Below are 13,112 nucleotides of genomic sequence, written 5' to 3'. Positions count from 1 at the left end.
CGCCCGGCTCAGACCTAAGTGCTTGATTTTCAAGCCGCTTCAGCGTCTGCGCCGGAAGTGGGGCGCATTATAGGGGAGTTTCGGAACAGGTCAACAGGTTATTTTCAGAAACTTCAATAAAGCGGGATGGGCGCCAGGCGATAACCCGCCTCGGTCGCGATGATCCGGTACTGCTTGATCTCGCCAGGAGTCAGCAGAATGGACTGGGAGACGCTGCTCGCCATGGGCGCTGCGCAACCACCCGGACCGGAAGAGGTAAGGCTCACGGCGATTTCGCCAGGCGGCAGATTGAAGGAAGCACTCTGGCCCGCCATGAGGGTACCGGCCAGTCGCCCCTGTATCACCAGACCTATATCGCATCCTGATCCGGAATAGGCATCGCCCCGGGTGATCATGAGAATACCCGGCTGCCCCGTCCCGCCCTGGGGGACCTGAGCCGAGGCGAAAGAGCTGCAGAGCAAGACCGTCAGCACACCGATAAGCAACTTCATGACTATCTCCTGCGGGGTCGCCAAGCACCTTAGCACTGCGCAGCACCCCGTGCGCTGTTTCGCAGCAGGGCTGCTTCAGGCGCCGCTTCAGGGCACGAAAACTGAGCAAGTGGTCAGGTTTGGTGCCACGTCAGGCATCTGAAATTTTCCAGAATCCTTATACAAGGCGTTGAAAAATAACTATTTTCGCCCGCTCACTGGAGCTTGGCGTCGATTTTGCTGAGCACGGCGAACGCTGCACATAACGAGAAAGCACTTCCAGGAGCCTACATGCGTAAGACCCTAACTACCGCGCTGCTGACCACCAGCCTGCTCGCAGCCGGTGTAGCCAACGCCGCCGACAGTCCACTGCTGTGGCATGGTGAAAGCCTCACCTATCTATATGGCAAGGATTTCCGAGTCGATCCCCGTATCCAGCAGACCGTCACCTTCGAGCATGCCAGCAGCTGGACGTGGGGCGATCTCTTCCTCTTCGTCGACAGTATCTGGTTCAACGGTGCGACCAACGCCAGTGATGGTCACCAGGGCTTTTATGGCGAGGTCAGCCCGCGACTGTCCTTCGGCAAGCTCTCCGGACGGGATCTTTCCTTTGGCCCGGTCACCGATGTCCTGCTGGCCACGACCCTGGAATACGACCAGAACGATGGCCAGGGCGCCGGTCGTGACCAGCGCAACTATCTGGTCGGTCCAGGCTTCGACCTCAGGGTGCCGGGCTTCGACTACTTCCAGCTGAACCTCTATTACCGCAAGCCGGATGGCGGCAGTGCGCCTTCGGGTGCCTGGCAGCTCACGCCGGTATGGGCCTACACCCTGCCCCTGGGCAATTCGGATCTGCTCATCGATGGCTACATGGACTGGGTGATGAACAACAAGGGTAGCTACCACGCCAACCTGCACTTCAATCCACAGGTCAAGTACGACCTGGGCAAGGCCATGGGTTACGAGGCCAAGCACCTTTATGTGGGTACCGAGTACGACTACTGGTCGGACAAGTACGGCATCAAGGACAGCGAGGGATTCCGTACCGACCAGAGCGTTTTCAGCTTCCTGGTGAAGTATCAGTTCTAGTTCGGCCAGACCCACTTTCGGCGCTGTAGCCGCCTTCCCGGCCAGCCGCGCCGCTGCGAGGTAATCACCATGCCCAGTCCCGTCCACGATGATCTGCTCTATGGTCTGGACGAACGTCCGGCCCCGCTCGCTGCCTTCTGCGCTGCCCTGCAGCACGTCCTGGCGAGCTTCGTGGGGATCGTTACTCCACCGCTGATCATTGCCGGAGCCCTGGGTCTGCACGAGCACCTGCCCTATCTGATCAGCATGGGGTTGATGGTGTCGGGCGTCGGCACCTTTCTGCAGGCTCGCGGTGCCGGTGGGCTGGGGGCGGGCATGATCTGCCTGCAGGGCACCAGCTTCTCCTTTCTGTCAGCGGTACTGGCGGCTGGAATGCTGGTCAAGCAGCGAGGCGGGACGCCGGAGGACATCCTGGCGATGATCTTTGGCGTCTGCTTCTTTGGCGCTTTCGTACAGATCGGCCTGAGTCGCTGCCTGGGCCTGTTGCGCCGGGTGATCACGCCACTGGTGACCGGCATCGTCATCACCCTGATCGGCATCAGCCTGATCAGGGTGGGCGTCACCGATCTCGGCGGGGGCGCCAAGGCCGCCAACTTCGGCGCGCCGATCAACCTGGCCCTCGGCGGCCTGGTCCTGGTGGTCATCATCGGCCTGAATCTGTCGCGGCGGCCCTGGCTACGGCTGTCCGCGGTGATGATCGGATTGCTGGTGGGCTCCCTGGTCGCCTGGAGCTGTGGCCTGCTGAAACCCCAGGCGCTGCCGGATCTGCCGCTGGTCAGCGTCCCCCTCCCCTTTCATTTCGGTTTCGCCTTCGACTGGTCGGCCTTTTTGCCGGTCGCGCTGATCTATCTGATCAGCACCCTGGAGACCACCGGCGACCTGACCGCCAATTGCCTGATCTCGCGGCAACCCATCGAAGGCCCCGGCTATCTGCGGCGGTTGCGGGGCGGGGTCCTGGGTGACGGCGTCGCCTGCCTGCTCGCGGCCACCTTCAACACCTTTCCCAGCACCACCTTCGCGCAGAACAACGGGGTGATCCAGCTGACTGGCGTGGCCAGCCGCCATGTCGGCTACTGGATAGGCGCCATCCTGCTGGTGCTGGGTCTGTTCCCCATCCTGGGCGCCGTCCTGCAGCAGATTCCCAAGCCGGTGCTGGGCGGTGCGACCCTGGTGCTGTTCGGCAGTGTCGCTGCGGCCGGAATACGGCTGCTGGCGCAATGCACGCTGGATCGCCGCAGCCTGCTGATCATCGCCACTTCCCTTGGCGTGGGCCTCGGTATCGCCAGCCAGCCGACACTGCTGGATCAGCTGCCACCACTGGTGAAGAGTCTCTTCGACACCGCGATCACCAGCGGCGGCATCACCGCCATCCTGCTCAACCTGTTGCTGCCCGAGGAGCGCAGCAGAGCACTGACGGAATGCAGCTCGCCAGCGCCACACCGGTAAAAGAGCCCTTGTGTCCAGGGCCGGGGGTAGGCTATTGATGCCTGCCGCGCCTTAGGATCCTGTAGTTGTCATGACCCTTCTCGTACCCGCCCATCACGCCGGCCAGGACAAGCCGGCCGGACGCATCCGGCAGAAGAATGAGGAGTCGATCCTGAGCGCGGCGGAGGAAGAATTCGCCCGCCACGGCTTCAAGGGCACCAGCATGAACACCATCGCCCAGCGCGTCGGGTTGCCCAAGGCCAATCTCCACTACTACTTCAACAACAAGCTAGGCCTCTATATGGCCGTGCTGGGCAACATCCTCGAACTCTGGGACAGCACCTTCAACCACCTGACCGTGGATGATGATCCGGCCGAGGCCCTCAGTCGCTACATCCGCGCCAAGCTGGAATTCTCGCGGCGCCAGCCGCTGGCCTCGCGGATCTTCGCCATGGAGATCATCGGCGGCGGTCATTGCCTGTACGAGTATTTCGATCAGGACTACCAGACCTGGTTTCGCAGCCGGGCAGCGGTGTTCCAGGCCTGGATCGCGGCCGGCAAGATGGATCCGGTGGATCCGGTGCATCTGATCTTCCTACTGTGGAGCAGTACCCAGCACTATGCCGACTTCGCCAGCCAGATCTGCCAGGTGACGGGACGCAGCCGCCTGACCCGACAGGATTTCGACGAAGCGGCGCGGACCCTGACCCATGTCATCCTCAAGGGACTGGGTCTCAAGGCACCATGACCTTCACCCTGATCCGCGATGCCGCCTTCGAGGAAGAGGTGCGCAAGAGTCGTTTCCTGGCCCTCGCCGCACCCGTCAGCACCGTGGAAGCGGCCTTGGCCTTCATCGAGCGCGTGAGCGTACCGACCGCGACCCACAACTGCTGGGCGTGGAAGCTCGGCAACCAATACCGCTTCAATGACGACGGCGAGCCCGGTGGCACCGCGGGCCGACCGATCCTCGCCGCCATCGAGGGGCAGGATTGCGATCAGGTGGTGGTAGTGGTCATCCGCTGGTACGGCGGCATCAAGCTGGGTACCGGCGGACTGGTGCGCGCCTATGGCGGCTGCGCTGCCCGCTGCCTGCAACAGGCGGACAGGCAGCCGCTGGTGGTGCGGCAGGACTACGGCTTCACCTGTACCTATGCGGAGTGGCCGCTGATCAAGGCGCGCCTGGCAGCCCTGGCGGTGGTGCTGCTCGAAGAGGACTACCAGGCGCTGGAGATCGCCCTGCGGATCGCGGTGGAACCACAACGTCGCGACGAGGTGGCGACCTTGCTGACCAATCTGAGCAGCGGTCGGATCGTTCTGCGCTCGCTTTAGCGGCACGACCTTTGCTGTCTGGCGGTGCACGCCCTTCCGATTCGCACCGCTCTGGCGCATCCCTGCGTCGACCCCCCGTTGCGCTCTGTCTGGCGGCAAGACTGAACCTGTCGAGAGCCGCAGTGCGCCCCAAAAACGCGCAATAAGCAGCCGCCAGGCATGTTTTTGGTGCAACCCTTAGCGACGACTGCCCTGATGAACGAATTGCCTTCCGCCGTGGCGACCCTGGTCCACAGTGCCAATACCCTGTTCCTGCTGCTAGGCGCCGTGATGGTGCTGGCCATGCACGCCGGCTTCGCCTTTCTCGAAGCCGGTACCGTGCGGCACAAGAATCAGGTGAATGCCCTGTCCAAGATCCTCGCCGACTTCGCCATTTCCACCCTGGTGTATTTCTTCGTCGGCTACTGGATCGCCTATGGCGTGACCTTCTTCGCGCCCGCCCAGGTGCTGACCGCCGACAGTGGCTACGGGCTGGTGAAATTCTTCTTCCTGGCCACCTTCGCCGCGGCCATTCCCGCGATCATCTCCGGCGGCATCGCCGAACGGGCGCGCTTCGTGCCGCAGCTCTGCGCTACGGCGCTGATCGTGGCCTTCGTCTATCCGTGCTTCGAAGGCCTGATGTGGAACGACAACCTGGGGCTGCAGGACAGCTTCGAAGCGCTGTTCGGGGCGCGCTTCCACGATTTCGCCGGCTCGGTGGTGGTGCACGCGGTGGGTGGCTGGCTGGCCCTGGCGGCGGTGATGCTGCTGGGACCGCGCCAGGGTCGCTATCGCGAAGGCCGGCTGGTGGCCTTTCCGCCGTCGAACATTCCCTTCCTGGCGCTGGGCTCCTGGATCCTGATCGTCGGCTGGTTCGGCTTCAACGTGATGAGCGCCCAGAGTCTGGCCGGTGTCAGCGGGCTGGTGGCGCTGAATTCGCTGATGGCCATGGTCGGCGGGACGGCGGCTGCCCTGCTGCTCGGGCGCAACGACCCCGGCTTCCTGCATAACGGTCCCCTGGCAGGGCTGGTCGCCGTCTGCGCCGGCTCCGACCTGATGCATCCCATCGCCGCGCTGGCCACGGGCCTGGTGGCGGGCGCCCTGTTCGTCTGGGCCTTTACCGCGGTGCAGACGCGCTGGAAGCTGGACGATGTCTTGGGTGTCTGGCCACTGCATGGCCTCTGCGGCGCCTGGGGTGGCATCGCCTGCGGCCTGTTCGGCCAGACGGCGCTGGGTGGTTTGGGCGGGGTGAGCCTGCTGGCGCAGCTGGCCGGCACGGCCCTGGGTATCGCTGTCGCCCTGATCGGAGGGCTGGCCGTGTACGGGCTGCTCAAGGCCGTGCTGGGCTTGCGGCTGAGTCAGGAAGAGGAATACCAGGGCGCCGATCTGTCGATCCATCGCATCGCTGCCAACAGCCACGATGGCTAGTTGCCCAGGTTACCCACAGGTAGCGTGCACAGTGATGTGGATAACCCGTGCATGAAGTCACGAGAACGCCACAGAGACCGGTCTGGCGGCGACTGGTGAAGAAATGAGCACGTCGCGGGTGTCGTGGGAGCAACCGTGGATGGCGGGCATCCGGTAGCCGGCCAGTAACAGTAATCGGTAGAGTGGGCGATCCTTTTTCCAGGAGCGCTCCATGCCCGCCCTTCCGACCCTGCTGCCCTGGCTCCGCGAGGTGGACCGCACCACGCTGAAGGCGGACCTGGGCGCGGGTCTGCTGGGCGCTGTGCTGGCGCTGCCCCAGGGCGTGGCCTTCGCCACCCTGGCCGGCCTGCCTCCGCAATATGGCGTCTATGGCGCCGTGGTGCCCTGCATCGTCGCCGCCCTGGCGGGTTCCAGTCGCCATGTGGTGACCGGTCCGACCAACGCCAACTCCCTGGCCCTGCTGGCAGCGCTGTCGCCGCTGGCGCTGGCGGGTTCCGGCCCCTACATCGATCTGGCCCTGGCGGTGACCCTGCTGGTCGGCCTCCTGCAACTGACCGTGGGCGCCCTGCGCCTGGGCGCCGTGGCCAACTTCATCTCGCCTTCGGTGCTGCTCGGCTTCATGAGCGGTGCGGCCGTGCTGATCGGGCTCTATTCGCTCAAGGACCTGTTCGGGCTGTCGCCGCCGCTGGGCACCTCGGCCTTCGGCGTCCTTGGCTATGTGCTCGCCCATCCGCTGGCGATCCACTGGCCCTCGCTGGTCATCGGCGTGGTGACCCTGGTTGCCACCCTGCTGCTGCGCCGGCTGCGCCCGCGCTGGCCGAGCATGCTGCTGGGCCTGCTGGCCGGTTGCCTGAGTGCCTGGATCTTGGAACGCAGCGTGCCGGGAGCGGCCCAGGGGATCGCCACGGTCGGACGGATTCCCTCGGCGCTGCCGCCCTTCCATCTGCCCGACGTCACCCTGCAGGACCTGGGCAATCTCTCCGGGATCGCCGTGGCCCTGACGCTGGTGGCCCTGGGGCAGTCGCTGTCGATCGCCAAGGCGGTGGCCCAGCGCTCCGGACAGCGGCTGGACGTCAATCGTGAATTCCGCGGCCAGGGCCTGGCCAACCTGGTGGGTGGCTGCTTTTCGGCCTATGTGTCCTGCGGCTCGCTGAATCGCTCCATGCCCAATTTCGAAGCCGGGGCCCGTACGCCGCTGGCGGCGGTGTTCGCCGCCCTGCTGGTGGTGGCGCTGGTGGCCTTTGGCGGCGCCCTGATTGCGGCCATTCCGCTGGCAGCCATCGCCGCCACCCTGCTGCTGGTGGCGCGCGGGCTGCTGGACCTGGGGCGCTGGCGCGAGGTGCTGAGGGTCAGCCGCACCGAGGCCCTGGTGGCCGGCGTGACCTTGCTGGCGACCCTGACCATTCCCCTGGACCGCGCCGTGCTGCTGGGCACCCTGGTATCCCTGGTGGCCTATCTCTATCGCACCTCGCACCCGGCGATCCGCCCGCTGGTGCCGGATCCGCGAACGCCCGAGCGCCGTTTCACCCCGCTGGACGAATTGGGCCAGCCGGCGCAGGAGTGTCCGCAACTCAAGCTGGTACGGGTGGAAGGCTCGGTGTTCTTTGGCGCCGTCCCCCATGTCGGCGATCAGCTGGATGGCTTTCGCAGTGCCCAGCCCGGTCAGAAGCATGCGCTGTTCATGACCAAGAGCATGAATTTCATCGATTTGGCCGGTAACGACCTGTGGCGGCGCGAATGGCGCGAGCGTCGGGCCCAGGGCGGTGATCTCTATTTCCACCGCCCGCGTACGCCGGTGCTGCAGCTGTTCGCCAAGACCGGGTTTCTCAGGGAGCTGGGCGACGGCCACGTCTTCTCGTCCAAGGACCAGGCCCTGCGTAGCATCTATCCGCGGCTGGATCCGGAGGTATGCCGCACCTGCACCGCGCGCACCTTCGTCGAATGCGCGGCGCGCGCGGCGGAGCGGGCGCCAGGCGCGGACGCCACCCGGACGGACTGCTAAGCTGGCGGTTTCCTTCTGCCGCCGGAGATCCCCATGACCGCTGCCCTGCGTCTCGCTCGTCGCCTCGCCCTGACCGCTCTGCTGTTGCCGAGCCTGGCCCTGGCCCACGGCCATCTCAAGAGCGCCGAGCCCGCGCCGGACAGCACCAGCGCGGCACCGAAGCAACTGAGTCTGAGCTTTTCCGAAGGGGTCGAGGCCTCTCTCAGTCAGGTGCTTCTGCAACGTGTGGACGGCCAGGCCAGCATGGCGATCACCACCGGCAAGGTCATTTCCGGGCGCGACGAGCGCACCCTGGACGTGCCGCTGGAAGCGCCGCTGGAACCAGGTCGCTACCAGGTGAAATGGCGGGTGCTGGCCAAGGACGGGCACAAGACCCAGGGCGATTATCGCTTCACCGTGCAGTAAGGATGGATGGCGGACTGGCGACGCCCGATGCCTGGCGACCCCTCGCCCGTACCTTCTTCCTGCTGCCGCTGCTGCTGACCTGGGGCTATCTGGCGCTGGCGCTCTGGCTGGGTCGACCCGCATTGCGTCCCTGGCTGCTGGAACGGGCACGACCCACCGCCCGCCTGCTGGGCGCGGTGCTGCTGCTCGGGGTGTCGAGCCAGTTGCCGCTGCAGGCAGCGCTGGTGGGCGATGGCTGGGCGGATGCCTTCAACCTGCCGCTGTGGCAGCTGTATCTGGCCACCGAGGCCGGCCATGGCTGACGCTGGCAATTGCCACTGGGCCTGTTGCTGGCGCTGTGGCTGCTGGCGGGCCCCGGGCTTCCCGGCGTTCGGTGGCTGTGGGGCTTGAGTGGCCTGCTGCTGGCCAGTCTGGCCCTGGGTGGCCATGCCGCCGCGACGGCCGGCCGGCTTGGCGGGATGCACCAGCTGAATCAGGCGCTGCATCTGCTGACCACGGGGCTCTGGCTGGGCAGTCTGCCCGGGATGCTGCTGTGCCTGGGGCAGCCGCCGGCCAATCTGAGGGATGACGTCCAGCAACTGCTGCGCGGTTACTCGTTGCCAGGGCAGATCAGTGTGGCGCTGGCGCTGCTCAGCGGCGTGCTCAACAGCCTGCTGATCCTCGGGCCGGACGGCCTGCTGCGTTTGACGCCCTACTCCGGCCTGCTGCTGGCCAAGGTATTGGCCGTGACGATCATGGTCGCCCTGGCCCTGGCCAATCGTTACCTGCTGGTGCCTCGATTGGGACGAGGACACCGGACATGGCAGCTGCTGCGCCGGGCCACCGCCGTGGAGATCGCGCTGGGGGTCGCTGCCGTGGCACTGGTGGCAGCCTTCTCCGGTCTGGATCCCCATGGCTGAAACCGGGGCGACCGCTGTCGCCCCGGCCTTGCCTCAGAAGTAGACGTTCATGCCCAGGTAGATTTCCTTGCTGCTGTCGAGCTGGCTCGAACCGAGCCTGGCGCCGTCCTGGTCGAAATCGGGCTTGGCGTTGCTGCGCAGGTAGCGATAGCCGGCTTCCAGGGAGGTGCGGTCGTTGACCTGCTGGAGAATGCCGGCCTGGACCCCGGCCACATAGCCGAGGTCGCTGTCATGGCCGAAACTGGAACCGTCCTGGGTGACCCGGGCAACGCCCAGGGTCCCGCCGCCGAACAGCTTGGTATTGCTGCCCAGGGGATAGAAGGCATCGTAGCTGCCGGTCAGGTCCTGCTGTTTGAGCCTCAGGCCAGCGCTGCTGCCACTGGACTGGTCGAGGGTGGCGTAGTAGCGACCGGCGTCGTTCTGCTGGCCCAGGCGCAGCCCCCAGGTGTTGCTGCCGTCGATGGCGCCATCGGTATCCGGACTGTTCAGGTTGCGGTCGAGGGCGTGGCTGTTGCTGAAGTTGTCGTAGCTCTTGCCATAGGTGAGGCCGGCGAAGTTCTGGGTATCGGCGGCAAAGACCGGATGACTGGCCAGGGCCAGCAGGCCAAGAAGGACGACACGGGATTTCAGGGCGTTCATGGCGAAAGGCTCCTCACGCGATGCGAATGCAGCCCGACCGGCTGCGCGGCCATCTTTGGCGGACGCGGATTAGCGCAGGATTAAGGAGACTGAATCGGAACTGAACGCTGACGCGGGAAGCAGGAGATGGACCGAACCGCCCGTTGCAGGCGGCCCGGCTTGAAGGCGATCAACGCTGACGGTGGTACTCGGTCACGCGCTGGACTTCTTCCTTGGAGCCCAGGAACACCGCCACCCGCTGGTGCAGGCCGTCGGGCTGGACGTCGAGGATCCGCTGGTGACCATTGGTGGCGGCGCCACCGGCCTGCTCCACCAGCATGGACATGGGGTTGGCCTCGTACATCAGGCGCAACTTGCCGGGCTTCTCCGGCTCGCGGGCATCGCGGGGGTACATGAAGATGCCGCCGCGGGTAAGGATGCGATGGACGTCGGCCACCATGGAGGCGATCCAGCGCATGTTGTAGTTCTTGCCCAGGGGACCTTCCTTGCCGGCCAGCAGCTCGTCCACGTAACGCTTGACCGGGGCTTCCCAGTGACGCTGGTTGGACATGTTGATGGCGAATTCGGCAGTGGTCTCGGGAATGGTGATGTCTTCGTGGGTCAGGACGAAGCTACCCAGTTCGCGATCCAGCGTGAAGCCCTTGACGCCGTCGCCCAGGGTCAGCACCAGCATGGTCTGGGGCCCGTAGATGGCGTAGCCGGCGGCGACCTGCTCGGTGCCCTTCTGCATGAAGGCTTCTTCGGTCACGTCACCGGTGGTGCTGCTGACGAAGTCCTTGCGCAGGATGGAGAAGATGGTGCCGACGGACACGTTGACGTCGATGTTGGACGAGCCGTCCAGCGGGTCGAACATCAGCAGGTAGGCGCCCTTGGGGTAGTGACCGGGGATCTGATGGACCTGGTCCATTTCCTCGGAGGCCATGCCGGCCAGGGTGCCGCCCCACTCGTTGGCTTCCAGCAGGATCTCGTTGGACAGCACGTCCAGCTTCTTCTGCACCTCGCCCTGGACGTTCTCGGTGCCCATGCTGCCGAGCACGCCACCCAGCGCCCCCTTGGACACCTCGTAGCTGATGCGCTTGCACGCCCGGGCCACGACTTCGATGAGGAAGCGCAGGTCGGCCGGGGTCTTGTGGCTGCGGGTCTGCTCGATGAGGTAACGACTGAGGGATATCCGGGACATCGCGGTGCTCCTTGTAATGATGGGCGCGAGTGTAGCGCCAAAGCTCAAGCTCCGTCTCAAGCAGAGCGGACCGTCAGGCCAGGTCTGCCAGCCAGTGCCGGTTCCAGGTTTCATCGAGGGGATGAAACGCTGGACACCGGTGGCCGACAGGGAACGCGCACCTAGGGCGCGTCCGGGGTCTCCACGGCCAGCAGTACGCCTCGGCCAACACGGAGATTTTCGGCGCTGGGATAGACTGCCGAGTCGGGTTCCAGTTCAGGCTGACGGCTGTCCAGCTGTATCACCCAGTGATGTCCGTCACGTGACGGGGGCAGGCGCAGGTCGATTGCCTCCCGGCGCGGCTGGAAGGCCAGCCAGATCCGTGCGGCCTGGGGCTGGTCCTCGCCATCGAGGGATTCCAGGGTGAGGGCGAGCGGCAAGCTGCCCCCGGCTTGCCAGCGACCGTCGTCCATCGACACGCCGTCGGCATCGAGCCATTCGATCCTGACCCAGCCACGGGAATCGGGTCGTCCGAGCAGCCGCTGTGCCTGCAAGGCCGGCAATTCCTGGCGTAGCGCCATGAGGCGGCCGACGAAGGCACTCTGCCGTTGCCCGGCCGGGCTGGCGGCCTGCCGCCAGTCCAACCAGGACAGTTCGTTGTCCTGCACATAGGCATTGTTGTTGCCCTGCTGGGTACGGCCGAATTCGTCGCCGGCGGTCAGCATGGGTTCGCCACCGGCGAGGACCAGGGTCGCCAGCAGGGCGCGCTGGTCGGCGGCGCGGGCCTCTAGGACGGCCGGGTCGTCGCTCGGCCCTTCGACGCCGTTGTTCCAGCTCTTGTTGTCGGTGGTGCCGTCGCGATTCTCTTCACCATTGGCTTCGTTGTGCTTTTCGGCGTAGCTGACCAGGTCGGCCAGGGTGAAGCCGTCGTGGGCGGTGATGAAGTTGACGCTGGTGCGCAGTGGGCGATCGCCCGCACCGAAGAGATCGGCGCTGCCCGCCAGACGGGTGGCCAGGGCGCCTCTCAGGCCTTCGTCGCCGCGCCAGAAGCGGCGCACGTCGTCGCGGAAGGCGTCGTTCCATTCCTGCCAGGGTGCGCGAAAGGCGCCAACCTGATGACCGCCGGGGCCGATGTCCCAGGGTTCGGCCACCAGCCGCACCTGGCGCAGCAGCGGATCCTGGGCGAGGGCCTGCAACAGCGGTGCATCGCGGTCGAAGCCGCTTTCCAGGCGACCGAGCGCGGGCGCCAGGTCGAAGCGGAAGCCGTCGACGCCGGCGGCGGTGACCCAATGCCGGAGGCTGTCCAGGGTCAGGCGCAGTGCCGGCGGGCTGTACAACGCCAGGCAGTTGCCGCAGCCCATGTCGTTGATATAGCGCGCCGGATCATCCGGCTGCAGGCGGTAGTAGCCGGCATTGTCCAGGCCGCGCAGATTGAAGGTGGGGCCGAGTTCGTCGCCTTCGCCGGTATGGTTGAAGACCACGTCGAGCAGCACCTCGAAGCCGGCGGCCTGCAGGGTGGTCACCGTCTCGCGCAATTCGCCCAAGGCAGCGTGCCCGGCCAGGCGCGGATCGACGGCGGCCATGAGCACCGGGTTGTAGCCCCAGTAGTTGGCCAGGCCCAGGGCCGGCAGATGGCGATCGTCGGCCCAGGCGGCGATGGGCAGCAGCTCCAGGGTGGTGACGCCGAGGCGCTGCCAGTGCTCGATCAGCGCGGGATGCCGCAGCGCCGCCAGGGTCCCGCGCTGGCGGGCGGGCACCTTCCGATGCAGCTGGGTCTGGCCGCGCACGTGCAATTCGTAGATCAGTCCGGCATCGCGTCGCTTGGGTGCCGGCGTCAGGGCGTCGACGGGGGGCAGGACGATGGCCTTGGGGACATGGGCGCCGCTGTCGCGCTCGTCCGGGCGGCCGGGGTCTTCGGGGTGGAAGCCATAGGTGCTGGGGTGCAGCTGGAAGGGCCGGTCCACCGCCAGGGCCCAGGGGTCCACCAACAGCTTGTGCGCATTGAATCTGAGCCCGTCCTGGGGACGGTAGGCACCCTGGGCGCGCAGGCCATACTTCAGCCCCGACTTGGCGCCGCCCAGGAAACCATGCCAGACGCCGCCTTCGTGTTCGCGAAAGGCCAGACGCTGGGTCTCGGTCTCGCCCTTGGCGTCATAGAGGCAGAGTTCGACCGCCTCGGCGGCCGGCGACCAGACGGCGAAGTTGATGCCGCCGTCGACGACGGTGGCGCCGTAATGGGCGGGATTGCCCGCTTCGAGGCGGGTAGAGGTACGGGGCATGGGGACTCC

The 13,112-nt window shown here is 66.0% G+C and carries 13 protein-coding genes; 9 read left to right on the top strand and 4 right to left on the bottom strand.

Annotated features, from left to right (window positions below):
- Positions 1–113 precede the first annotated feature (113 nt).
- Positions 114–491 carry a hypothetical protein gene (locus RCF34_RS18605; RefSeq protein WP_308709491.1) on the bottom strand — a complete coding sequence of 126 codons (378 nt, stop codon included), beginning with the start codon at positions 489–491 and terminating at the stop codon, positions 114–116.
- A 270-nt stretch (positions 492–761) separates the two neighbouring features.
- On the opposite strand from RCF34_RS18605, the gene RCF34_RS18600 reads away from it, so the two are divergent.
- The 9 genes from RCF34_RS18600 (at position 762) to RCF34_RS18560 (ending at position 9,026) form a co-directional block, all read left to right on the top strand.
- Complete coding sequence (locus tag RCF34_RS18600) at positions 762–1,559, top strand: outer membrane protein OmpK (RefSeq protein ID WP_308709490.1); 798 nt, start codon at positions 762–764, stop codon at positions 1,557–1,559.
- Positions 1,560–1,628: 69 nt separating this feature from the next.
- Positions 1,629–3,005, top strand: coding sequence for a nucleobase:cation symporter-2 family protein (locus RCF34_RS18595; protein ID WP_308709489.1), 1,377 nt, complete (start codon positions 1,629–1,631; stop codon positions 3,003–3,005).
- Between the two features lie 70 nt (positions 3,006–3,075).
- The gene (locus tag RCF34_RS18590; protein ID WP_308709488.1) at positions 3,076–3,732 is read left to right on the top strand and encodes a TetR/AcrR family transcriptional regulator; all 657 of its coding nucleotides are present in this window, start codon (positions 3,076–3,078) and stop codon (positions 3,730–3,732) included.
- Entirely contained in the window at positions 3,729–4,313 is a 585-nt protein-coding gene (locus RCF34_RS18585; protein WP_308709487.1) for a YigZ family protein, read from the top strand. Before RCF34_RS18590 ends, RCF34_RS18585 begins: the two co-directional genes overlap by 4 nt.
- Positions 4,314–4,508: 195 nt before the next feature.
- On the top strand, positions 4,509–5,720 hold the full coding sequence (locus tag RCF34_RS18580; RefSeq protein ID WP_308709486.1) for an ammonium transporter: 1,212 nt from the start codon (positions 4,509–4,511) through the stop codon (positions 5,718–5,720).
- A 211-nt stretch (positions 5,721–5,931) separates the two neighbouring features.
- On the top strand, positions 5,932–7,722 hold the full coding sequence (locus tag RCF34_RS18575; protein ID WP_308709485.1) for a SulP family inorganic anion transporter: 1,791 nt from the start codon (positions 5,932–5,934) through the stop codon (positions 7,720–7,722).
- A gap of 33 nt (positions 7,723–7,755) precedes the next feature.
- On the top strand, positions 7,756–8,127 hold the full coding sequence (gene copC / locus RCF34_RS18570; protein ID WP_308709484.1) for a copper homeostasis periplasmic binding protein CopC: 372 nt from the start codon (positions 7,756–7,758) through the stop codon (positions 8,125–8,127).
- Between the two features lie 2 nt (positions 8,128–8,129).
- Complete coding sequence (locus RCF34_RS18565; RefSeq protein ID WP_308709483.1) at positions 8,130–8,429, top strand: hypothetical protein; 300 nt, start codon at positions 8,130–8,132, stop codon at positions 8,427–8,429.
- Between the two features lie 84 nt (positions 8,430–8,513).
- The gene (locus RCF34_RS18560) at positions 8,514–9,026 is read left to right on the top strand and encodes a CopD family protein (RefSeq protein ID WP_308709482.1); all 513 of its coding nucleotides are present in this window, start codon (positions 8,514–8,516) and stop codon (positions 9,024–9,026) included.
- A gap of 33 nt (positions 9,027–9,059) precedes the next feature.
- Here RCF34_RS18560 and RCF34_RS18555 read toward each other — a convergent pair whose 3' ends face one another.
- The 3 genes from RCF34_RS18555 to glgX all read right to left on the bottom strand — a co-directional run bounded on the left by RCF34_RS18555 (position 9,060) and on the right by glgX (position 13,103).
- The gene (locus tag RCF34_RS18555; protein WP_308709481.1) at positions 9,060–9,665 is read right to left on the bottom strand and encodes a hypothetical protein; all 606 of its coding nucleotides are present in this window, start codon (positions 9,663–9,665) and stop codon (positions 9,060–9,062) included.
- Between the two features lie 169 nt (positions 9,666–9,834).
- On the bottom strand, positions 9,835–10,845 hold the full coding sequence (locus RCF34_RS18550; protein WP_007162011.1) for a class 1 fructose-bisphosphatase: 1,011 nt from the start codon (positions 10,843–10,845) through the stop codon (positions 9,835–9,837).
- Positions 10,846–11,006: 161 nt separating this feature from the next.
- Entirely contained in the window at positions 11,007–13,103 is a 2,097-nt protein-coding gene (glgX, locus tag RCF34_RS18545; protein ID WP_308709479.1) for a glycogen debranching protein GlgX, read from the bottom strand.
- Positions 13,104–13,112: the final 9 nt, after the last annotated feature.

Origin of the sequence: Pseudomonas sp. 102515 (assembly GCF_031085165.1) — a bacterium.
GTDB lineage: Bacteria > Pseudomonadota > Gammaproteobacteria > Pseudomonadales > Pseudomonadaceae > Chryseomonas.
The sequence above is the reverse complement of the archived record's forward strand: the minus strand, read 5'-3'. Positions and strand labels throughout refer to the sequence as shown.